This is a genomic window from Micromonospora humida (assembly GCF_016901255.1).
GTDB classification, from domain to species: domain Bacteria; phylum Actinomycetota; class Actinomycetes; order Mycobacteriales; family Micromonosporaceae; genus Micromonospora; species Micromonospora wenchangensis.
In genome coordinates this window covers 113,680-135,111 of sequence record NZ_JAFEUC010000004.1, presented here as the reverse complement: position 1 = coordinate 135,111, position 21,432 = coordinate 113,680, and the positions used below count along the sequence as shown (strand labels likewise).

Annotated in this window: 22 protein-coding genes and 1 pseudogene; 11 read left to right on the top strand and 12 right to left on the bottom strand. The window is 73.1% G+C overall.

The window, feature by feature from the left end; translation table 11 throughout:
• The first annotated feature begins 13 nt into the window (after window positions 1-13).
• From JQX11_RS10230 to JQX11_RS10200, 7 genes are all read left to right on the top strand, one after another.
• A complete protein-coding gene (locus JQX11_RS10230; protein ID WP_204924756.1) occupies window positions 14-775 on the top strand; it encodes a maleylpyruvate isomerase family mycothiol-dependent enzyme in 762 nt (253 codons plus the stop codon).
• A gap of 331 nt (window positions 776-1,106) precedes the next feature.
• On the top strand, window positions 1,107-2,414 hold the full coding sequence (locus JQX11_RS10225) for an ABC transporter substrate-binding protein (RefSeq protein WP_204924755.1): 1,308 nt from the start codon (window positions 1,107-1,109) through the stop codon (window positions 2,412-2,414).
• A 97-nt stretch (window positions 2,415-2,511) separates the two neighbouring features.
• Window positions 2,512-3,498, top strand: a complete 987-nt coding sequence (locus tag JQX11_RS10220; protein WP_088646088.1) for a carbohydrate ABC transporter permease — start codon at window positions 2,512-2,514, stop codon at window positions 3,496-3,498.
• Window positions 3,495-4,328, top strand: coding sequence for a carbohydrate ABC transporter permease (locus tag JQX11_RS10215; protein ID WP_204924754.1), 834 nt, complete (start codon window positions 3,495-3,497; stop codon window positions 4,326-4,328). The genes JQX11_RS10220 and JQX11_RS10215 overlap by 4 nt, the downstream gene beginning before the upstream one ends.
• On the top strand, window positions 4,325-5,704 hold the full coding sequence (locus JQX11_RS10210; protein ID WP_204924753.1) for a GH1 family beta-glucosidase: 1,380 nt from the start codon (window positions 4,325-4,327) through the stop codon (window positions 5,702-5,704). Before JQX11_RS10215 ends, JQX11_RS10210 begins: the two co-directional genes overlap by 4 nt.
• 19 nt (window positions 5,705-5,723) lie before the next feature.
• A complete protein-coding gene (locus tag JQX11_RS10205) occupies window positions 5,724-6,731 on the top strand; it encodes a LacI family DNA-binding transcriptional regulator (RefSeq protein ID WP_088646085.1) in 1,008 nt (335 codons plus the stop codon).
• 548 nt (window positions 6,732-7,279) lie between these two features.
• The gene (locus JQX11_RS10200; RefSeq protein ID WP_204924752.1) at window positions 7,280-8,176 is read left to right on the top strand and encodes a GNAT family N-acetyltransferase; all 897 of its coding nucleotides are present in this window, start codon (window positions 7,280-7,282) and stop codon (window positions 8,174-8,176) included.
• A 48-nt stretch (window positions 8,177-8,224) separates the two neighbouring features.
• Here JQX11_RS10200 and JQX11_RS10195 read toward each other — a convergent pair whose 3' ends face one another.
• Entirely contained in the window at window positions 8,225-8,740 is a 516-nt protein-coding gene (locus tag JQX11_RS10195) for an O-acetyl-ADP-ribose deacetylase (RefSeq protein ID WP_204924751.1), read from the bottom strand.
• 1 nt (window position 8,741) lies between these two features.
• Window positions 8,742-9,536 carry an EI24 domain-containing protein gene (locus JQX11_RS10190; RefSeq protein WP_204924750.1) on the bottom strand — a complete coding sequence of 265 codons (795 nt, stop codon included), beginning with the start codon at window positions 9,534-9,536 and terminating at the stop codon, window positions 8,742-8,744.
• 84 nt (window positions 9,537-9,620) lie between these two features.
• Here JQX11_RS10190 and JQX11_RS10185 point away from each other — a divergent pair, with 84 nt between their 5' ends.
• On the top strand, window positions 9,621-10,616 hold the full coding sequence (locus JQX11_RS10185; protein ID WP_204924749.1) for a helix-turn-helix transcriptional regulator: 996 nt from the start codon (window positions 9,621-9,623) through the stop codon (window positions 10,614-10,616).
• On the opposite strand, the gene JQX11_RS10180 is transcribed toward JQX11_RS10185, so the two are convergent.
• Window positions 10,607-11,524 carry an SDR family oxidoreductase gene (locus tag JQX11_RS10180; RefSeq protein ID WP_204924748.1) on the bottom strand — a complete coding sequence of 306 codons (918 nt, stop codon included), beginning with the start codon at window positions 11,522-11,524 and terminating at the stop codon, window positions 10,607-10,609. The two genes, JQX11_RS10185 and JQX11_RS10180, sit on opposite strands and share 10 nt — an antisense overlap.
• Window positions 11,525-11,600: 76 nt before the next feature.
• Between JQX11_RS10180 and JQX11_RS10175 the strand changes: the two genes are divergently transcribed.
• On the top strand, window positions 11,601-12,293 hold the full coding sequence (locus JQX11_RS10175) for a nucleotidyltransferase domain-containing protein (protein ID WP_204924747.1): 693 nt from the start codon (window positions 11,601-11,603) through the stop codon (window positions 12,291-12,293).
• Here the strand turns inward: JQX11_RS10175 and JQX11_RS10170 are convergent.
• The 4 genes and pseudogenes from JQX11_RS10170 to JQX11_RS33685 all read right to left on the bottom strand — a co-directional run.
• Window positions 12,283-13,170, bottom strand: a complete 888-nt coding sequence (locus tag JQX11_RS10170) for an alpha/beta fold hydrolase (RefSeq protein ID WP_204924746.1) — start codon at window positions 13,168-13,170, stop codon at window positions 12,283-12,285. The two genes, JQX11_RS10175 and JQX11_RS10170, sit on opposite strands and share 11 nt — an antisense overlap.
• Window positions 13,167-13,481 (bottom strand): DUF2516 family protein, encoded by a 315-nt coding sequence (locus JQX11_RS10165; protein ID WP_088643267.1) that lies wholly within the window; start codon window positions 13,479-13,481, stop codon window positions 13,167-13,169. Before JQX11_RS10165 ends, JQX11_RS10170 begins: the two co-directional genes overlap by 4 nt.
• Window positions 13,482-13,551: 70 nt before the next feature.
• Window positions 13,552-14,355, bottom strand: coding sequence for a hypothetical protein (locus tag JQX11_RS10160; RefSeq protein ID WP_204924745.1), 804 nt, complete (start codon window positions 14,353-14,355; stop codon window positions 13,552-13,554).
• A gap of 565 nt (window positions 14,356-14,920) precedes the next feature.
• A pseudogene (locus JQX11_RS33685) lies at window positions 14,921-15,290 on the bottom strand (helix-turn-helix domain-containing protein); the annotation flags it as partial.
• 112 nt (window positions 15,291-15,402) lie between these two features.
• On the opposite strand from JQX11_RS33685, the gene JQX11_RS10150 reads away from it, so the two are divergent.
• Window positions 15,403-16,203 carry an alpha/beta fold hydrolase gene (locus tag JQX11_RS10150; RefSeq protein WP_307826140.1) on the top strand — a complete coding sequence of 267 codons (801 nt, stop codon included), beginning with the start codon at window positions 15,403-15,405 and terminating at the stop codon, window positions 16,201-16,203.
• A gap of 21 nt (window positions 16,204-16,224) precedes the next feature.
• On the opposite strand, the gene JQX11_RS10145 is transcribed toward JQX11_RS10150, so the two are convergent.
• From JQX11_RS10145 to JQX11_RS10130, 4 genes are all read right to left on the bottom strand, one after another.
• Window positions 16,225-17,184, bottom strand: coding sequence for an asparaginase (locus tag JQX11_RS10145; protein WP_204924743.1), 960 nt, complete (start codon window positions 17,182-17,184; stop codon window positions 16,225-16,227).
• A 142-nt stretch (window positions 17,185-17,326) separates the two neighbouring features.
• Window positions 17,327-18,154 carry a beta-keto acid cleavage family enzyme gene (locus JQX11_RS10140; protein WP_204924742.1) on the bottom strand — a complete coding sequence of 276 codons (828 nt, stop codon included), beginning with the start codon at window positions 18,152-18,154 and terminating at the stop codon, window positions 17,327-17,329.
• Between the two features lie 142 nt (window positions 18,155-18,296).
• Entirely contained in the window at window positions 18,297-19,409 is a 1,113-nt protein-coding gene (ygfZ, locus tag JQX11_RS10135) for a CAF17-like 4Fe-4S cluster assembly/insertion protein YgfZ (protein WP_204924741.1), read from the bottom strand.
• The gene (locus JQX11_RS10130; protein ID WP_204925011.1) at window positions 19,406-19,810 is read right to left on the bottom strand and encodes a Fur family transcriptional regulator; all 405 of its coding nucleotides are present in this window, start codon (window positions 19,808-19,810) and stop codon (window positions 19,406-19,408) included. Before JQX11_RS10130 ends, ygfZ begins: the two co-directional genes overlap by 4 nt.
• Before the next feature lie 91 nt (window positions 19,811-19,901).
• Here JQX11_RS10130 and JQX11_RS10125 point away from each other — a divergent pair, with 91 nt between their 5' ends.
• Complete coding sequence (locus JQX11_RS10125) at window positions 19,902-20,744, top strand: aminotransferase class IV (RefSeq protein ID WP_204924740.1); 843 nt, start codon at window positions 19,902-19,904, stop codon at window positions 20,742-20,744.
• Window positions 20,745-20,820: 76 nt separating this feature from the next.
• On the opposite strand, the gene JQX11_RS10120 is transcribed toward JQX11_RS10125, so the two are convergent.
• Entirely contained in the window at window positions 20,821-21,411 is a 591-nt protein-coding gene (locus tag JQX11_RS10120; protein ID WP_204924739.1) for a heme-binding beta-barrel domain-containing protein, read from the bottom strand.
• Window positions 21,412-21,432: the final 21 nt, after the last annotated feature.

The following is a 21,432-nucleotide window of genomic DNA, read 5'->3' as shown; positions in this document are numbered from 1 at the left end:
GGGGAGGATTGCGATGAGCAGACTGCACGCCACGAAGGACTTCTGGTTGGGAGCGCTCCGGGTCGACGGCCCGGCGTTCGCCGCGGCCGTCGCCGAGGCCCCGCCGGAGACACCCGTGCTGTCCTGCCCGGGGTGGACGGTGGCGGACCTGACCCTGCACCTGGCCGGCCTCTACCACTGGGTGCACTCCTTCGCCGGTGCCGGCGACACCGCCCAGCCGGCCCGCCCCGACGACACCGCCGAGCTGCCCGCCGGGGTGTCCCCCCTCCAGCTCTGGCAGCACCAGTACGACCAACTGATGACCCTGTTCGACGCGCTCGACCCGGAGGCCCCGGCCTGGAACCCGATGCCGCAGCCCAAGAAGGCCGGCTTCTGGCCGCGTCGGGTGGCGCACGAGACGGCGGTGCACCGGTGGGACGCCCAGCTCGCCATCGCCGCCGGTGACCCGATCGAGGCGAAGCTCGCCGCCGACGGGGTGAGCGAGGTGCTGGACACCTGGCTGCCGTCCGGTCGTCGGCGCAACCGGGGGCAGTGGCAGGGGGTGGTGCACCTGACCGCGACCGACGCCGCCCAGGACTGGTACCTGCGGATGCGCGGCGAGGGGGTGGCCCTGCTGGACACCGCGACGGTCTTCGGGCACGACGACCACCACGCCCGGGTGCAGGTCACCGGCTCGGCCAGCGACCTGCTGCTGGCCCTCTGGGGCCGGATCAGCTTCGACACCCTGGGGGTGGCGGGGGACCGTTCCCTGCTGGAGGGCCTGCGCGTGGGCTGAGGTCCGCGCACCACCGCGGCCCGCGTACCACCGCACGCCGCGTACCACCGCACGCCGCGTACCGGGAGCGGCCGTTCCTGCCGGGACGGCCGCTCTCGGCGTTCCCGGTGTTAGCTCCGGGCCGGCTGCTCACGGCGTTCCCGGCGTAGCTCCGGCGGTCGGCCGTGTGGTTCGACGACGGCGCGAGAGAGCGCTCTCTTGACAGGAGTCGACCGACCCACCACCCTGTCGTGAGAGCGCTCTCTCACCGCGATCGAGTCCGGGCCGCCGCCTCACGTGGCCCGCGCATACACGCACCACCCCACCACCGACCTGAGAGGGGTCCCGACCCATGGGTGTCTTTTCCCGCCGCCGCCTCGCGGCGATCGCCCTGGTGGCCACCACCGCGCTGCTCTCCACCACCGCCTGCGGCGGCGACGACGAGGCCGCCGACGGCGGGCCGGTCACGCTGACCGTCGACGTGTTCGGCCAGTTCGGCTACGAGAAGCTCTACCGGGAGTACGAGGCCGACCACCCCGGCATCAAGATCGTGGAGCGGGGCACCGGCGGCAACCTCGACGAGTACTCCCCCAAGCTCACCCAGTGGCTCGCCGCCGGCAAGGGCGCCGGGGACGTGGTCGCCATCGAGGAGGGGCTGCTGGTCGAGTACAAGGCCAACCCGCAGAACTTCGTCAACCTGCTCGACCACGGGGCCGCCGACCTCAGGGGCAACTTCCTGGAGTGGAAGTGGAACGGCGGGCTGACCGCCGACGGCAAGCAGCTCATCGGGCTGGGCACCGACGTCGGCGGGATGGCGATCTGCTACCGCAAGGACCTCTTCGCCGCCGCCGGCCTGCCCACCGACCGGGAGGCCGTGTCCAAGCTCTGGCCCACCTGGCAGGACTACGTGCGGGTCGGCGAGCAGTTCAAGGCCAGGAACACCGGTGCGGCCTTCCTGGACGCCGCCACCAACACCTTCAACACCATCCTGTTGCAGACCGCCGGCAACACCACCGGCTACAGCTACTACGACACCGCCGACAAGCTGGTGGTCGACAGCAACCCGGCGGTACGCCAGGCGTACGACACCACCGTCGACATCATCGACTCCGGCCTGTCCGGCCGGTACGGGGCCTGGTCGGAGGAGTGGGTGTCGGCCTTCAAGCAGGCCAAGTTCGCCACCATCGCCTGCCCGGCCTGGATGACCGGGGTGATCGAGGGCAACGCCGGCCCGGACGCCAAGGGCAAGTGGGACATCGCCCAGGTGCCCGGCAGCGGCGGCAACTGGGGCGGCTCCTACCTGGCGGTGCCGAAGCAGAGCCGGCACCAGGCCGAGGCGATCGAGCTGGCCAAGTTCCTGACCAGCGCCAAGGGCCAGATCGGCGCGTTCCAGGAGAAGGGGCCGCTGCCGTCGTCCCCGCAGGCGCTGGACGACCCGGCGATCGTCAACTCGACGAATGCGTACTTCTCCGACGCCCCGGTCGGCAAGATCTTCGCCGCCGGCGCCAAGAGCCTCAAGCCGGTCTACATGGGCCCCAAGAACCAGGCCGTCCGCACCGAGGTGGAGAACGCCGTGCGCACCGTCGAGCTGGGCCAGCGCAACCCCGCCCAGGGCTGGACCGACGCCACCACCAACGCCCGCAAGGCCGCCGCCAAGTAACCCCGTGCGGGGGCGGGGCCGCGGGCCCGATCCGCGGCCCCGCCCCCGGCCGGGCGGGCAGGTGCAGGCCGGGACCACGAGAGGAAGAGCACGGGAGATGGTTGTTCAGGTCGACGGTCCGCCGCCGGGTGCGGTACGGACCCGGAGCAGACGGCCGGAGCGGGAGCACCGGCTGGCCCGGCTCGACGTCAGGTACTCGCCCTACCTGTACGTGACGCCGTTCTTCCTGCTCTTCGCGATCTTCGGGCTCTATCCGCTGGCGTACACGTTCTGGGTGTCGCTGCACGACTGGGACCTGTTGGGGGTGGACCCGGCCTTCGTGGGCGCGCAGAACTACACCCAACTGATGGCCGACGCCGACTTCTGGAACTCGGTGGTGAACACCCTCGGCATCTTCGTCCTCTCCACGGTGCCGCAACTGCTCGCCGCCCTCTGGCTGGCCAACCTGCTCAACCGCCGGCTACGGGCACGGACCACCTGGCGGATGGCGGTGCTGGTGCCCAACGTCACCTCGACGGCGGCGGTGGCGATCGTCTTCGCGGTGCTCTTCGGCCGCGAGTTCGGCATGATCAACTGGCTGCTCGACCTGGTCGGCGTCGACGCGATCGACTGGAAGGCGAACCGGTTCGCCGCCTGGACGGCGATCTCCGCCATGGTCGACTGGCGGTGGACCGGCTACAACGCGCTGATCTTCCTGGCCGCGATGCAGGCCATCCCGCGCGACCTGTACGAGTCCGCCTCGATCGACGGGGCCGGGCGGGCCCGGCAGTTCTGGTCGATCACCGTGCCGCTGCTCAAACCCACGATCATCTTCGCGGTGATCATCTCCACGATCGGCGGACTGCAACTGTTCACCGAGCCCCGGCTGTTCAACTCCGGCACCAACGCGATCCGGGGCGGGCCGCTGCGCGAATCCCAGACGATGACCATGTACATGTTCGAGAACGCCTTCGCCCCGCACTACAACTTCGGCTACGGCTCGGCCGTCGCCTGGCTGCTCTTCGCCCTGATCGCGGTGGTTGCGGCGATCAACGTACTGATCCTGCGCCGGCTCGGCGGCGGCGCCCGCAAGGGGGACCGATGACCCGCATCTGGTCGGCCGGCCGGCTCACCTACCCGGCGCTGACGCTCACCGCCCTGCTGTCGATCTTCCCGATCTACTGGATGTTCGTGGTCGCCAGCCGCAGCAGCGACGCGATGGGCCAGGTTCCGCCACCGCTCACCCCCGGTGGCAACCTCGGCGCGAACATCACCCGGCTGTTCGCCAACCCCGACGCGCACTTCCTCACCGGCCTGGTCAACTCCACGATCGTCGCGGTGAGCGTCACCTTCTCGGTGGTGCTCTTCTCCACGCTGGCCGGGTTCGCCTTCGCCAAGCTGCGGTTCCGGGGCCGCAACGCGCTGCTCATGATCATCATTGCCACCATGATGGTGCCCACCCAGCTCGGGGTCATCCCGCTGTACCTGCTGATGACCAAGCTGAACTGGAACGACCGGCTGCCGGCGGTGATCGTCCCGGCCCTGGTCACCGGGTTCGGCGTGTTCATGATGCGCCAGTACGCGGCCCAGGCGGTCAGCACCGAGCTGATCGAGGCCGCCCGGGTCGACGGCTGCCACACGCTGCGGATCTACTGGAACGTGGTACTGCCCGCGCTGCGCCCGGCCGCCGCCGTCCTCGGCCTGCTCACGTTCATGACGACCTGGAACGACTTCCTCTGGCCGTACGCTGTGCTCAACGACCCGGAGAACCCGACCGTGCAGCTGTCGTTGCGGGCCCTCTCCGATGGTTACTACCAGGACATGTCGCAGGTGTTCACCGGCACGGCGATCGCGACGCTGCCGCTGCTGCTGGTGTTCGTCGTGTTCGGCCGCCAGATCATCGGCGGCATCATGGAAGGTGCGGTCAAAGCGTGAATGAGGTTCGATTTCCGGAGGGCTTCGTGTGGGGCGCGGCGACCGCCGCGTACCAGATCGAGGGCGCGGCCCGCGACGACGGTCGCGGTGAGTCCATCTGGGACACCTTCAGCCGTACGCCGGGCAAGGTGTTCGCGGGGCACACCGGTGACGTCGCCTGCGACCACTACCACCGGTACGCCGACGACGTGGCGCTGATGGCCGAGCTGGGGCTGGCCGCGTACCGGTTCTCGGTGGCCTGGCCCCGGATCAGGCCGGACGGCACCGGCCCGGTCAACCCGCGCGGCCTGGACTTCTACGACCGGTTGACCGACGCGCTGCTCGACCGGGGCATCGACCCGATCGTCACGCTCTACCACTGGGACCTGCCGCAGACGTTGCAGGACCGGGGCGGCTGGGCCAGCCGGGAGACCGCCGAGCACTTCGCCGACTACGCCCTGGCGGTGCACGCCCGGCTCGGTGACCGCATCCGCACCTGGACGACGCTCAACGAGCCGTGGTGCTCGGCGTACCTCGGGTACGGCAACGGGGTGCACGCCCCCGGTGAGCGGGACGCGGGGGCGGCGTTCCGGGCCGTACACCATCTGCTGCTGGGGCACGGTCTGGCGGCACGGGCGCTGCGGGCGGCCGGCGCGCGGACGGTCGGGATCACCCTCAACCCGGCGGACGTCGCGCCTGCCGACCCGGACAGCGCCGCCGACGCCGCCGCGGTACGTCTCGTCGACGGCCTCCAGAACCGGATCTTCCTGGACCCGCTGACCGGCGCCGGCTACCCGGCCGACGTGCTCGAACACGTCGCCCGGATGGTGGAGCCCACGTTCGTCCGGGACGGCGACGAGAAGATCATCGCCGCGCCGCTGGACCTGCTCGGCATCAACTACTACTCGCCCACCTACGTCGCGGGCCGCCCGGACGGGGCGGGCAGCAGCGCCTACCCGGGCACCGAGGGGGCGGTGGAGTTCCTGCCCGCCACCGGGCCGGTGTCCGACATGGGCTGGCAGATCGAGCCAGCCGGGCTGACCCGGCTGCTGGTGCGGATCGCCACCGACTACCCGGGGCTCCCGCTGATGATCACCGAGAACGGTGGCGCGTTCCCCGACGACGGCAGCAGCCCGGCGGCCGACGCGGCGGGCCGGATCCACGACGCCGACCGGATCGCCTACCTGGACGGGCACCTGCGGGCCGCGCACGAGGCCATCTCCCGCGGAGTCGACCTGCGCGGCTATCTCGTATGGTCGTTGCTGGACAACTTCGAGTGGGCCGAGGGCTATCGGAAGCGGTTCGGGATCGTCCACGTCGACTATCTGAACCAGCGGCGCACCCCGAAGTCGAGCGCCCGGTGGTACCAGGAGGTGATCTCCCGGAACGGGCTGTGACGAGGTGGTGGTGGCGGGTATGACGGCGGCACAGCGACCCACCCTGGAGGAGGTCGCCCGGCAGGCCGGCGTGTCCCGGGCGACGGTCTCCCGGGTGGTGAACGGCTCCACCACGGTCGCCGAGCCGATCCAGGAGGCCGTCCGCCGGGCGGTGGCCGAGCTGGGGTACGTGCCGAACCTGGCCGCCCGCAGCCTGGTCACCCAGCGGACCGACTCGGTCGCCCTGGTGCTGCCGGAGGCGGCCACCCGGGTCTTCTCCGACGACCAGGTCTTCCCCGGGCTCATCCGGGGCGCGGCCCAGGAGCTGGAGGCCGCCGACAAGCAGCTCGTGCTGATGCTCGCCGGCTCGCCCGCCGGGCACGACCGGGTCGCCCGCTACACCACCGGCCGGCACGTCGACGGGGTGCTCTTCGCCTCGTTGCACGGGGAGGACCCGCTGCCCGGCCGGCTCGCCCGGCTGGGCATCCCGGTGGTGTGCAGCGGCCGGCCGCTGGACGCCGCCGACGTGCCCTACATCGACGTGGACCACATCGGGGGGGTCGCCAGGGCGACCCGCTACCTGATCGACAACGGTCGTCGCCGGATCGCCACCATCGCCGGCCCGCAGGACATGGTCGCCGGCATCGAACGGCTCGCCGGCTACCGCGACACCGTGGTCGCCGCCGGCCTGCCGCAGATGATCGAGTACGGCGACTTCACCCGCGAGTCGGGGACCATCGCGATGCGTCGGCTGCTCGCCGCGTACCCCGATCTGGACGCGGTCTTCGCCGCCTCCGACCTGATGGCGCACGCCGCCCTGCGGGCGCTGCACGAGGCGGGCCGGCGGGTGCCGGACGACGTCGCGGTGATCGGCTTCGACGACATCGAGACGGCCGCCTACACCGAGCCGCCGCTGACCACCGTGCGACAGCCGATCGTCGAGCTGGGCCGGAAGATGACCCGGCTGCTGCTGGCCCTGGCCGATGGTGCGGAGGTGGAGCGGGCGGTGGTGCTGCCGACCGAGCTGGTGATCCGGCAGTCCGCCTGACCCCTCCGCCCGTTCCCTCCGCCCGTTCCCTCCCCCCGCCCCGCTCCCGGCCCGACGCTCCCTTCCCCGCCCCCTGCTCCCCGCACTTCCCGCCGCCCGGCCACCCGGCATATTTGAGCATCGCCCGGCATAATCACTTTGAGCGACATAGCCGCAGCCCGCCCACATCCCACCTCGACGCTTTGCTCTGCTGCCATCCAAGCGACAGGCACCGTGAGTAGTCGTCCGCGATAAGCGTCAGCCGGGCGTCCGCCCACCCTGCGCCAGGTCAGACGCCTGTTGCGCAGAGGGCAGCAGAGCAAAGGAAGGAAGTGAGAGGTGATGGGGGTGGGCGGGCGATTACCTGGAGTAGCCACGGTCGCATTCCCTCTCAACCGCTACCCAGAGCGACGACGGTAGGGGACGACGTAAAGCCGTAGCAGTCGGCTGCGACGGATGCCTACGCTCGCGGGCATGCCTGCCACCGCTGTATCGCGTCGTCCCTCGCCCGTGCCTCCCGGCGACGAGGAAAAGCGCTCCGCAGTCCGGCCGGGGGCGGGGTGGCACGGGTGCTGATCCGTACCGCCCGACCAGACGACGCGCCGAGGGTGGTGGCGCTGCGGTCGCTCGTCCATCCGTATTTGGTGCGGGGGATCGCGTCGACCCGGCAGATGATCGCCCAACCACCACCCGAGGAGAACTGGGCGGCCTGGGTCGCCGAGACGGACGGGCAGATCACCGGCTGGGTTTCGGCGTTCCGGAACGCTCAGACCTCCGAGCCGGACTTCGGGGACATCTCCACCCTGCACGTGCATCCGGGGCATCGGGGCCGGGGGGCCGGAACGGCGCTGCTCACCGCCGCTCTGGCGCACCTGAGGTCGCTCCGGGTCCGCCGGGTGCGGACCTGGGCGCTGACCGACTCCCTGCCGTACGCCCGCCGGCACGGGTTCACCCCGAGCCGGGAACTGCGCTACTCGGCGCTCGACCTCCGCCCGGCACCACCGATGCCCGAACCGCCCGCCGGGGTACGTCTGCTCCCGCTCACCGGGCTCGACCCGTACCAGGTCTATCTCCTCGACGACGCCGCCGCTCCGGACGAGCCGGGCGACGTGCCGGTGGACGCGACCAGCTACTCCTACTGGCGGTCGGAGTGCTGGGAGAACCCGGGGCTGGACCGGGACGCCAGCACCGTCGCCGAGGTCGACGGTGCGCTGGTCGCGCTCAGTCTGGTCAAGCGGGACGGCGACCGGATGTGGTCCGACTACACCGCGACCCGGCCGGAGTACCGGGGCCGAGGGCTGGCGCGACTGACCAAGCAGGCCGCGCTGCACCGGGCCGCCGGCAATGGGGTACGGACTGCCTACACCGCCAACGACGAGGCCAACGCCCCGATGCTGGCGATCAACACCCGACTCGGCTACCGCCAGACGGCATCCAGTTGGTCCTGCCTCCGCGAACTCACCTGACGACGCATCCGGCCGGATCACCCCACCACGGGGAAGCCCGGCCGCCGGTCAGCCCTCGGCGAGGACGCGGGTGGCGATCGCGTGGGTATCGACGCCGAAGAGCACCAGGCGGGCCTCGGTGACCTGGGCCGGCGTCGCAGGGCGCAGCACGGTCAGCGCCTGGCGTACCGCGTCGTCGATCGGCCAGCCGTAGACGCCGGCGGAGATCAGCGGGAACGCGACGGTGGTCGCACCCAACCCGTCGGCGACGGCGAGACTGTTGGCGTAGCAGTCCCGCAGCAGGGCAGATCGGTCCTCGGTGGTGGAGTGGACCGGGCCGACGGTGTGCACCACCCAACGGGCCGGCAGGTCCCCCGCGGTGGTGGCGACCGCCTGCCCGGTGGGCAGACCCCGGCCGTACCGGGAGGCGCGCAGCGCCCGGCACTCCGCCAGGATCGCCGGCCCGCCCCGGCGATGGATGGCCCCGTCGACCCCTCCCCCGCCGAGCAACGACGAGTTGGCCGCGTTGACGATCACGTCGACCCGCTGCGCGGTGATGTCCCCCTCGACCAGGGTCACCTCCACGTCAGCTCTCCTCGATGTGCTGGCCCAGCGAGCGGCGGGCGAGCAGCGCCGCCCCGGCGACGGCAGCCGGCATCACCAGCACCGCACCGAGCGGGATCAGGAAGCACAGGAAGACCGCCACCCCGAAGCCGAGCGAGGTGGCCCGGTCCGCCTTCAGCCGGGCCCGGCGGTCCGGCAGCCGCAGCCCGCGCCGGGAGAACGGCGCACCGACCAGCTCCACGGCGAGCAGCCAGCCGCCCACCGCCGCACCGACCACCGGCACCACGGTCTGCCCGACCACCGGGATGAACCCGGCCAGGAACAGCGGGATGCCGAACAGCACCGAGAGCCCGATCAGCCGGAGCGAGTCGACGATGCTGCGCCGCAACGACGCCCCGAACGGCACCTCCACCGCGCCGGGGGTGCCGCCGAGCCGGTCCTCCACCCGCTCGGAGATCTTCTCGTAGAACGGGTCGCCGATGACCAGGGTGACCGCGGTGAACCCGACCACGGTGAGCAGCCCGCCGAGCCCGAGGAAAGCCAACCCGGCGATCACCCGGACCAGGCTGCGCGGGGTGTCCGACCAGTCGTCGGCGAACGGGGTCACCCACGCCGCCAGCTCGTCCACGAAGTAGATCAGGGTGGCGAACGCGGCGACGAAGAGCGCGGCGGACAGCAGCGCCGGCACCACGCCCAGCAGCATCAGCCCTGGGCTGCGGACGTACAGGCCGAGGCCGCGCAGGAGCAGGCCCACGCCGCCGAAGAAACGACGGGTGGCGCCGGTCACCGGCGCGGCGATCGTACGGGGTCCGTTCACGACCGCAGAGCCTATCGGCCGCACACCATCGCCACCGGACACCCGGTGGCGTCGCGCGCCGGGCCGGGCCGGCAGGATGCAGGGGTGCGGGCGTCCCGGTTGATCTCCCTGGTGTTGCTGTTGCAGGCCCGGGAGACGATGACCGCCGCCGAACTCTCCCGGGAGCTGGAGGTGTCCGAGCGGACCGTCTACCGGGACGTGCTGGCGCTGTCCGCCGCCGGGGTGCCGGTCTACGCCGACCGGGGACGGGCCGGCGGGTACCGGCTGCTCGGCGGCTACCGGACCCGGCTGACCGGGCTGACCCGCGACGAGGCCGAGGCGCTCTTCCTCGCCGGGCTCCCCGGCCCCGCCGGTGACCTGGGGTTGGCCGACGCGGTGGCGTCCGCCGAGCTGAAGGTGCTCGCCGCGTTGCCGCCGAGCCTGCGCGACGCCCCGGCCCGTACCGGGCAACGGTTCCACCTGGACGTGCCCGGCTGGTTCCGGGAGTCCACCCCGCCCCGCTGGCTGACCGAGCTGGCCCGCGCGGTGTGGCGGGACGGGGTGGTGGTGCTGCGGTACCGGCGCGGCGAACGGGAGGTGACCCGCCGGGTCGAGCCGTACGGGCTGGTGCTCAAGAGCGGCACCTGGTATCTCGTCGGCCGGGTCGGTGACGCGATGCGTACCTACCGGGTGGACCGGGTGGTCGACGTCGTGCCCGACCCGGCGACGTTCGTCCGCGACGACGGCTTCGACCTGGGCGGCTACTGGCGGGAGCAGGCCGAGTCGTTCCTGCGGGGCATGCTCGCCGAGCGGGTCACCGTGCGGGTCAGCCCCGTCGGCCTGCGCCTGCTGCGTTTCCTCGCCGACACCCCCTTCGCGTACGAGGAGGCGCTGGCCGCCGCCGGGGCACCCGACGGGCAGGGGTGGGTGGTGACCCGGCTGCCCGTCGAGTCCGTCGAGGTGGCGTACGCCCAGTTGCTCGCCTTCGGCCCGGAGGCGGAGGTGCTCGACCCACCGGAGCTGCGGGCCCGCCTGGTCGACGCGGCGGCCCGCTCAGCCGCCCTCTACGGCGTCGCCCCCGTACCCCCGGATCAGCGGTAGCCGGTGGGGTCGGCGGGCCGGTCCGCCTCGACCACCTCGCTGAGGTAGCGGAAGGCGTCCGGTCGGCTGCCGTCGAGGTCGGTGAAGCCGTACACCCGGGCCAGTTCGCCGGCCGAGACGGACGCCTGGTTCCAGCGGGCCCGCTCGGCGTCGGCGGCCAGGGCGACGACCGCTCGCCCGACGAACGCCGGCGTCTCCGAGATCACGAAGTGCGGGTCCTTCGCCGCGCCGTCGCGCCAGGTCTCCTCGGTCACCCCGAAGTGCTCCAGCATCGCCTCGGACCGGATCCAGCCGGGGGTGAGCGCCACGGCGGTGCACCCGTGCGGCGACAGCTCGTGCCCCCAGCTGTACGCGAGCCGGGTCACCGACACCTTCGCCAGGTCGTAAAAGACCGACAGCCGGTAGTGCGTGTCGTTGTACGCCCGGGTGCCGTCGCCGATCTCGACGACCAGCCCGCCGGGGCGGCGAATCAGCAGCGGCAGCGCGAAGTGGCTGGTGACGATGTGGGTGTCCACGGCCAGCCGCAGGGTGCGGAACCCGGCGTCCAGCGGCTGCTCCCAGACCGGCTTCTCCCAGGTGATCAGGGGATCGGCCCCCCACACGTCGTTGACCAGCACGTCGAGCCGGCCCTGTTCGGCGTCGATCCGGGCCACCAGGTCGCGTACCTGCTCGGGCACCAGGTGGTCGACCCGGACCGCGATGCCGGTGCCCCCGGCGGCGGTGACCAGCTCGGCGGTCTCTTCGATGGTCTCGGGACGGTCCAGCTCGGAGCGGCCGGCCCGGCTGGTGCGGCCGGTGGCGTAGACCGTCGCTCCGGCCGCGCCGAGCTGGACCGCGATCTGCCGGCCCGCGCCCCGGGTCGCGCCGGCCACCAGCGCGACCTTTCCCTCCAACGGTGTCGTCGTCATACCGTCGAGGGTGGCAGTGATACCTGACAACCGAAGTCCGGTTTCGCGTGCCGGTTCGATCCGGCATGCTCCCGGCATGCACCTGCTGCTCTCCGGGATCGTCGGCTCGGTCGCCTACGGGCTGGCCGGCCCCGGCTCGGACGTCGACCGGATCGGCGTCTTCGCCGCCCCGACGGTCGCCTTCCACGGCCTGCGGCCGCCCCGGGAGTCGGTGGTCACCACCGACCCGGACGTCACCCTGCACGAGGCCGGCAAGTACGCCCGGCTGGCGTTGAGCGGCAACCCGACGGCCACCGAGCTGATCTGGCTCCCCGACGACTGCTACGAGACCCGCACCGAACTCGGTGACCGCCTGATCGCCATCCGGTCGGCGTTCCTCAGCGCGCCGCGCGTCCGCGACGCCTACCTCGGGTACGCGAGTCAGCAGTTCCGCAAGCTGACGACCCGCGACGCGACGGTGGGCGGTCGACGCCGCTGCGCCAAGCACGCCCGGCACCTGGCCCGGCTGCTGCACCAGGGGCGCACCCTCTACGCCACCGGCGTGCTGGAGATCCGGCTGGCGGACCCGCAGTGGTTCCGGGCGTTCGGTGAGCGGGTCGCGGGCGGCGCGCTCACCGAGGCGGAAGCCCTGGTCGCCGAGGCGGAGCGGGACTTCGACCGGCTCCGCACCCCGCTGCCCGACCGGCCCGACGAGGCCACCGTGGAACGCTGGCTGCGTGCCGTCCGCGCCGCCCACCTGCCGACGGCGGGCGCGGACGCTAGTCGTTGAGGAAGGTGGAGATCCGGTCCCGCAGGTCGGCGCGGTCGGTCCAGGCGAAGCCGGGGCGGTCGTAGACGTGCAGGGTCGCCTGCGGCAACGCCTCGGCCAGCTCGGCGGCGATGTGGGTCGGGTGCAGGTCGTCGCCGACGCAGCCGATCACCAGGGCCGGGGCGGTCACCCCGGCCAGGGCGGCGAGGTCGGCCAGCGGGGACTGCTCCGGCAGGTCCGCCAGGCCGGCGGCGAGCCCGTCGCGGAGCAACTGGTCGAGGCGTTGGCGCAGGTAGGCCCAACCGGCCGGGGTGTTGCGGACCGACGGCGGCAACTCCAGGGCGACCGCGTCCGCCACGGCCGATGCGTCGCCGCCGGACACCGCCGCCAGCAGGTCGGCGAGCCGCTGCTGGGCGATCGGGCCACGCGGCCGGTCGAGGACGGCGGGGAGCAGGAAGACCAGCTTCTCGAACCGGTCCGGGCTCTCGGCGAGCAGCCGGCACAGCGCACCCGCGCCGAGGCTCGCCCCGAATGCCCGGGTGGCGCCGCTGAGATCCGCCACCGCCCGCAGGTCGCGGGCCAGGTCGAGGTAGCTCCACGGGCCGGGCGGCGCGTCGGAGCGGCCGTGCCCCCGGAACTGGAAGAAGACCCGGCGACCGGCCACCGCGCTGCCGAACGGTCGGGTGGTGGCGATGCCGTTGCCGAACCCGTGCGCGAACACGGTGACCGGGTCACCGATGCCGGTGACCAGCCGTTCCAGGTGCACGTCGTGCGGGGTGGCGACCAGTTCGGTCTCCGGCTCCGGCAGGGCGGGTCGCCCGGTACGCGGCGCCCCGGGCCCCGGGCCCCAGGTGCGGGGCCCGCCGTCCGGTGGTGGCGGCCAGCGGAAACCTCTCACCAGAACCCTTTGCCGTCGTGCAGGTCACGCAGCCCCACCCGGACGTCGAGCAGGTAGATCAGACCGGCCGCGATGCCGATCAGCCCGAAGATGCTCAGCGCGCCGAAACCGAGCAGGGTGAGCAGCATGCAGACGGCCAGGATGGCGATCCATCCGCCCTTGGGGAGGGTCCCGATCGCCGGGAAGGCGTCCGAACGCTGGGTGAACGCGTGCACCAGCGAGATGCCCTGCACCGCCAGTGCGAACACGAGCAGGACCAGGTCGATCACGTAGACGAGGTGGAACACGAAGATCGGCGCGGCGATGGCCATGTCGGCCAGCATATGCCGACGGCCCCGGAAACGTCCGTCAGGACGCCCCCGGGGCCGGTGTCGGCAACGGTCACTCGGCGGTCGGGCGGGTCCGCTTCGTGGTCTTCGGCTTCGCCGGCGTACCGGTCGCGGTCGACCCGGTCGCCGCCGGCTTGGTGGCCTTGGCGGCCTTGCTGACCCGGGTCCGGGTGGCCTTGGCGGCGGCCGGCTTCGCCTCGACGACCTCGGCCACGTCCGCCGGGGTCGGCGTGTGGTCGGCGGCGGCCCCGCCCGCAGGGCTGGTGGTCACGGTGTCCGAAGGGCTGGTGGTCACGGTGTCCGCCGGGCCGGTCGTGGTGTCCGCCGTGGTCCCGGTGCGCACGGTGGCGTCGGTCGCCTCGATGTCGGCGTTGACGGTGTCGGCGGCCTCCAGCACCCCGGCACCGACCACCCGCTCACCCCGGGCGATCAACGCACCGTACGCGGCCAGCGCACGCTCCTGGGCGGCCTGCGCCCCGGCGACCACGACGGCCGCGTTGCGGGTGGCGGCACCGCGCAGCCGGTCCAGGTCCAGCTCGGCCCGCAGCTTGTCCAGGTCCAGCTCGGCGCGGAGCTTGTCCAGGTTCAGTTCGGTCGGGGCGACCCGCTCACGCAGGCCGGTGGCGGTCAGGTTGGCGGTACGGAAGGTCTCGGTGGCCTTCTGCCGCAGCTCGACCCCGGTGACGACGGCCCGGCCGCCCAGCTCGGCGACGACCTTGGTGCCGTCGGCGACGACCCGGTTGCCCAGCTCGGTCGCCACGGTGGGCAGCTTGCGTAGCTGCTGGTAGGCCAGCTCTCCGGCGCCGGCGGCGGCGTAGAGCGGGGCAGGGATGCGGTTGGTCTTCGGCTGGGTCATGACAACTCCTCCTCGGCCGCTCCGGCGGCCCTGCTGGTGCTGGTCGTGGATGCGGCATCCGCCCGGTCGGCGCGGGTGCCGGTGGTGGGCGCGGTGTCCGGGGAGTGCGGTGCCGTCCCGGCGCTGCCCGCTCCGGTCGGGGCGGGGGCGGTGCCCGCCTCGGTGCGGGCGACCGATTCCAGGACGGCCTCGGTCGGGGTGCCCTCCGGGGTGACCGGGCCGGTGGCCGCCGGGGTGATCCCGGCTGCCGCACCGGTCGGCACGGCCGGCGCGGACGGGCCGCCCGTCGGGGCCGGCGTCTCCGGCCGGTCCGCCGCGGCGGCGGTCCGGTCGGTGACGACCGGCTGATCCGTGACGGTCGCCCCGTCGGTGACGAGCTGCTGATCCGTGACGGCGGTCTCGTCGGTGACGGCCGCCGCGGCGGTCCCGTCGGTGACGGCGGTCCGATCGGTGACGGCGGTCTCGGTCCGGCCCGCAGCGGACGGGTCCGGTGCGGTGGCGGTGGCCGGTCCGGCGGGTGCGCCGGTGGGCCCGGCCGGGGCCACCGGCTCGTCCTCGGCGGACGGGTTGGCGGCGGCTTCGGCCTCGGCCAGGCGGGTGTTCTCCCGGCGGAAGGTCTCGTAGATCTGGCTGAGGGACTGCTTCTGGGCCATCGTGAGGTCGGGGTCGACCGCGATGGCGGCGAGCACCCCCTGACCCTCCTTGTCGTCGAGCAGCCCGGCCCGCAGGTACATCGCCGGGGTGGAGACCCGCAGCGCGCTGGCGAGCTGCTGGAGCACCTCGGCGCTGGGCCGGCGCAGGCCCCGCTCGATCTGGCTGAGGTAGGGGTTGCTCACCCCCGCCTGCTCGGCGAGTTGGCGGAGTGAGATCTTGGCGTTCCGCCGCAGGTCACGGATGAATCCGCCGACGTCGGGTAGATCCTTGGGTGCGGCCATGCCCCAACCGTAGTCCGCGCTGCTAGCTCCAGCAAGCAAAACGCTTGCCAGAGTTAGCGAGGTAACAAAACCGCGTTGCGACGCCTGATGCCCGGTCCGTACCTTGCACGGCGTGACCACGAATATCGCCGTCAACGGCACCACCCTGGGGTACGACGAGACGGGCAGCGGCAGCCCGGTGCTCCTGCTGCACGCGGGGATCGCCGACCGGCGGATGTGGCACGGCGTCCGGGACGCCCTCGCCGACCGGCACCGGGTGATCTGCCTGGACCTGCGCGGCTACGGGGAGTCGGCGCTGCCGCCGGAGTCCTTCGCCCACCACGACGACGTCCGGGCTGCGCTGGACGCGCTCGGCATCGCGCAGGCCGCCCTGGTCGGCTGCTCGTTCGGCGGGGCGGTGGCGATCGACACCGCGCTGGCGTACCCGCAGCGGGTGTCGGCGCTGGCACTGTTCGGCACCGCCGTCTCCGGGCACGAGTGGTCGGAGCAGACCGAGGAGTTGTGGAACACCCTCGTCGGTGAGGTCGACGAGGAGGATCTCGCGGCGAGCGCGGCCGGTGAGGTGCGGTTCTGGGTGGTCGGGCCGTACCGGCGGCCCGAGGATCTGGACCCGGCGCTCGTCGCCTTCGCCGAGGAGTCCGACCGGCGGGCCCTCGCCGCCGAGCAGGCGCTGAGCGCGGTGGACGTCGTCGAACTCGACCCGCCCGCCATCGACCGGCTCGGCGAGCTGAGCATGCCGGTGCTGGTCACCGCCGGTGCCGTCGACATTCCGGACATTATCCGGCTGGCCGACCGGATCGCCGCCGAGGCCCCGGACGCCCGCCGCCTCCCCGACGTCCCCGACGCCGCCCACCTGGTCCCGCTGGAACGCCCGACCCCGGTGGCCGACGCCCTGCGCGCCTTCCTCCCCTGACAGTGAGGATGTGGGAGCGGGTCACCAGACGGGACGGACCGCGCCGACGGGGAGACCACCACCCAGCAGGGGCAGTTCGGCGTACTCAGTCAGGACGGGGGCCTGCACGCCGAGCCGGCGCAGCCCGGAGACCAGCACCGGCATCCGGGCCCGGGTGGCCCCGTCGTCGATCTTGAGGGCAACCGCGCCGACGCCGGGAAGCGCGGCGGCGAGCACGCCCTCCGCGCCGATCTTCGCCAGCATCCCCGGCACGCCCCGCATCAGCCGGGTGTCGTCCGCCCCGGTGCCGCCGACCAGTTCCGGATGCGTCCGCATCGCGTCCGCGACGGTACGCTCCGGGGAGCCCGGCTCGGCGGTCACCAACCGCAGGAACGCCCGCGCCAGCCCGGTCAGCGAGACCGCCAGCACCGGCGCACCGCAGCCGTCCACCCCGACCGCCGCCGCCCGCTCCCCGGTGAACTCCTCGATGGTGGCGGTCAGCCGCCGCTGCAACGGGTGCTCCGGCCGCCAGTACCCGTCCAGCGGCCAGTCGGCGGCCAGGCAGGTCAGCAGCATCCCGGCGTGCTTGCCGGAGCAGTTCATCGCCAGCCGGCTCGGGCCACCTCCCTCCCGGAGCACGGCCTCCCGGGCGGCCTCGCCGAACGGCAGGTCGGGCGGGCAGTGCAGGGCGTCCGGGTCGAGGCCGGCGGAGCGCAGCAGCGCCGCCACCCGGGCCAGGTGGAACTCCTCACCGGCGTGGCTCGCCGAGACGAGCGCGACGTCGGCCGGGTCGGTCGCCGCCAGCCCGGCCCGGAGCATGCCGAGCGTCTGCAACGGCTTGCTGGCCGACCGGGGGAAGATCGGCGAGGTGCCGTCCCCGGCACCGGCAACCGGTGCGCCGGCGGCGTCGAGCACCACCACCGAGCCCCGGTGCACGCCCTCCACGAACCCCGACCGGACCACCTCGGCGAGCGGCCCGCCACCCTCGTACGTCTTGGTCACCCTGGGAAGGTACCGACGCGGGCCGACACGCCCGGCACCCGGGTGACCTGCGACGCCAGCCACGAGGGTACGGAGCGCCGGGCCGGGCGTGGCTTACCGACGCCGGACCGCCCCAGGGCGGGCCGACGCGCGGGCCGGCGGGCTACCGGCCCAGCAGCCGACGGGCCTCGGTGGTGGTCAGCGGCGGGCGCTGGGCGAGCTGCGCGAAGCCGACCGCGCGGGCGACGAGCTGCATGTTGGACTCCACCGGGCGGCCCTTGGCGTACGTCACGGTGTCCTCCATGCCGACCCGGAGGTGACCGCCGGTGGACAGCGAGGCCAGCATCACCGGGATGGTGCTGCGGCCGATGCCGGTGGCCGAGAAGGTGGTGCCCGCCGGCAGGTCACGCAGCATCTGCTGGGCGGCGATCAGGGTGGCCGTGGTGCCCGGCATCCCGCCCGGCACCCCCATCACGAAGTCGACGTGCACGTGCCCGCCGTGCGGCAGGCCGTACCGGTCGAGCAGGCGGGACAGGGCGGCGAGGTGACCGAGGTCGAAGATCTCGTACTCGGGGAGGATGCCGCGTTCCTGCATCCGGGTGTGCAGGTCGACGATGAACTCCCACCGGTTGAGGAAGACGTCGTCGCCGAAGTTGACAGTGCCCATGGTGCAGGAGGCCATGTCCGGGGCGGCGTCCAGCACGGCCAGCCGGTCGGCCTCCGGGTCGGTCACCGCGCCGCCGGAGGAGAGCTGCACGATCAGGTCGGTGCCCTCGCGCAGCGCCGCCACCGTCTCCCGCAGCCGCCCCTGGTCGAGGGTGGGACGGGCCTCGTCGTCCCGGATGTGGACGTGGATCACGGAAGCGCCGAGCGCCTCGCACTCCTTGGCGGTGAGCAGCAACTCGTCGAGGGTCACCGGCAGCGCCGGCACCTCCGCCTTGGCCGACTCCGCGCCGGTCGGGGCAACCGTGATCAACGTCCCTGTCGTCATGCCGGCGATGGTAACCGCCCAGGCCGCCCGAGGTCGATGCCACAGCCGGGCCGGGACAGGAAGAACCGCACCATCGCAGGGAACTACGCGAAGAAATTCCCGCCCCTGCGGCAGCAGATGGGCATCCTTGTCGTCGGGTCGGCTACTCCGGGTCGACGGCGGCGGCGGTGTCGCCCACCGACAGCCGGGCGTCGTCGGCGAGGTTGCGCTTGACCACGGCCAGCGCGACCTGACCCAGCTCGAAGTGGTGCACGGCGGTGCCGACGAAGCCGACCGTCCGGCCGTCCAGGGTGACCGGGGTGCCCGCCGCCGGAAGCTGGTCGGTGGTCACCCCGTCCAGGTGCAGCAGGACGAGCCGACGCGGCGGCCGGCCCAGGTTGTGCACCCGGGCGACCGTCTCCTGGCCCCGGTAGCAGCCCTTGTCCAGGTGCACCGCCGGGGCGATCAGACCCACCTCGGCGGGGATGGTCCGGTGGTCGGTGTCCACCCCGACCCGGGGCTGTCGGGCGGCCACCCGCACCGCCTCGTACGCCCACAGCCCGGCCGCCGGCACCCCGGCGGCACGCAGTTCGGCGACGACCCCGTCCAGGGCCGGCCGGGGCACCAGCAGGTCCACCCCGAGCGGGACCCGTCGGGCCCACCCGCCACCGGTCAGCGGCTGCACGTCGTAGCGGACGGTGGGGCGGGGGGGCAGCTCGCCGGAGCGGAACTTCGGGCCCGGCACCGCGAGCACCTCGGGTGCGGCCAGCCCGGTCACGCCCAGCGTGGCGACGGCGTCGGTGGCCTGCGGCCCGACCAGCGACAACAGCGCATGGTCGGCGGTGGCGTCGCGCGGCTCGACCTGGCTGAAGAACCGCATCTTCTCCAGGTACGTCAGCAGGCCGGCGGTCATCCCCGGTTCGGTGTCCAGCCAGGTGGTCGTGCCGTCCTCGGTGACCATGGCGTGCTGCTCGACGTGCCCGTGCGGGCTGAGCACCAGCAGTTCGGTGCCCTGCCCGGGGCCGAGCGCGGCGAGGTGCTGGCTGGTCAGGGTGTGCAGCCAACCGATCCGCTCCGGGCCGGAGACGGCGACGACCCCCCGGTGCGAGCGGTCCACCAGACCGACCCCGGTGGCCAGGGTGCGCTGCTCGCGCAGCGGGTCGCCGTAGTGCGCGGCGACACCCCGTACCCCGGCCGCCCGGTGCTCGGCGTCCGGCTGGTCCCGGCTGGCCTCGTCGATCGCCTCGACGGCGACCGCTCCCCCGATGTCGATCATGTCGGTTCCCCGTCCTCGCAGTTGTGGCAGACGCCGAAGAGCGCCACGTGCCCGATGTCCACCCGGAAGCCCCGCCCGGTGGCGAGCTGGTCGGCCAGCGGACGCATCAGCTCCGGGTCGATCTCGTCGACCGCGCCGCACTCGCGGCAGACCAGGTGGATGTGCTGGTGTTCACCCGCCGCGTGGTAGGTCGGCGAACCGTGCGACAGGTGGGTGTGGGTCACCAGGCCGAGCCGTTCCAGCAGCTCCAGCGTCCGGTAGATGGTGGTGATGTTGACCCCGGCGGCCACCTCACGGACCGCGGTGTGCACCTGCTCCGGTGTGGCGTGACCCAGGTCGAGCACGGCTTGGAGGACCAGTTGCCGCTGCGCCGTCAGCCGCAACCCGCGGGAGCGGAGCATTTCCGCCAGCGAGGATTCGGACACCGTCCGATCATAGTTCGGCCGCCGGCCCGCGCCCGGCCACGTCGTGCCGCCGCTAGGCTCGGCGGTCGTGGTGGCATCGAGGATCGCCGTACTCGGCCGGGGCGTCGTCCCCGCGACGAGGCCGGTGCTGCGCGGGGACGACCTGGGTGCGCTGCGCGGCGACGGACTGTTCGAGACCATGCACCTGCGCGGCGGACGCCCCTGGCTGCTGACCGCCCACCTGGCCCGGCTGCGCGTCGGAGCCGCCGCCCTGGAACTCCCGCTGCCGCCCGACGCGGCACTGGTGGAGCTGCTGGACACCCTCGTCGACGGCTGGCCCGACGGGATCGAGGGCGCGTTGCGCCTGGTCTGCACCCGGGGGCCGGAGGGTGGCGGGCTGCCCACCGTCTACGCCACCCTGGCCGAGGTGCCGGCCGCCGCGAAGCGGCTGCGCCACGCCGGGGTCACCGTCGCCACCCTGCCCCTCGGGGTGCCGGCCACGGGCCGCCCCGAACTGTCCTGGCTGCCGACGGGCATCAAGTCCATCTCGTACGCCACCAACAGCGCCGCGCGCCGCTGGGCCGCCCGGACCGGCGTGGACGACGTGCTCTGGGTCTCGACCGACGGCTACGTGCTGGAGGCCCCGGGCGCGAACGTCGTCTGGCTGGACGGCGACACCCTGTGCACGGTCCCGGCCGACCGCACCGGCATCCTGCCCGGCACCACCTGCGGCTGGCTGCTCGACCACGTGACCGGGCTGGGCCTGACGCCCGGCGAGCGGATGGTCACCCCGGCCGGGCTGCACGCCGCCGCCGGAATCTGGCTGACCTCGTCGGTACGCGGCCTGGTCGAGGTCAGGACCCTCGACGGCGAGCCCCGCCCGGCCTCCCCGCACACCCCCCGCTTCCGGGGGCTGCTGGGCTTCGCGTGATCGACACGACGGGGCCGATGTTGCGGTATCTCCGCTCGCGGACGCCGCAACATCGGCTCACCTGAGTCGATCAACGTCAGCCGGCCACCCGGATCAGCCGGGCGGACAGGTGCGGGGAGAGGCTGTGGCCCATGCCCGCCATCTCCTGGGCGTAGAGCAGCGCCCCCTCCACGATGCCGAAGAGCCGGGCGCCCGCCGTCACCTCCTTGGCGGTGGCCGTACGCACCACCGCGTCGGTGGCGAACTCGATCTGCGTACCGGTGCGCCGGCCGATGTGCAACTCCATGATCCCGGTCGGCGAGGTCATCAACGCCTCCAGCTCGTCGGTGACCCGCTCGCCGTCCAGCACCGGACGCCACCAGCCCACCTCACGCCCGGCCGGCCGGACCGGACGGCTCTCCTCGTCGAGCAGCCAGGCCCGGGACTCGTAGAACAGGAACGGCCGGCCGTCGTGGCTGATCCGGATCTCCTGGGCGTAGTCGAAGTCCTCGATGGTGGGGAAACCACCCCGCCCCCGCCCCCGCCACACCCCGACGTACGGCAGCAGCCCGTCCAGCGCCGGATGCAGCTTCGGACCGACCCGCAGGTCGTGGCTCTCCTGGTACGGGTACTCCTCGACCGGCGGCGCGTTCAACCACGGCGGCTGAAGGGGGTTCTCGTCGCTCACCGGATCTCCTTCGTTCGCGAC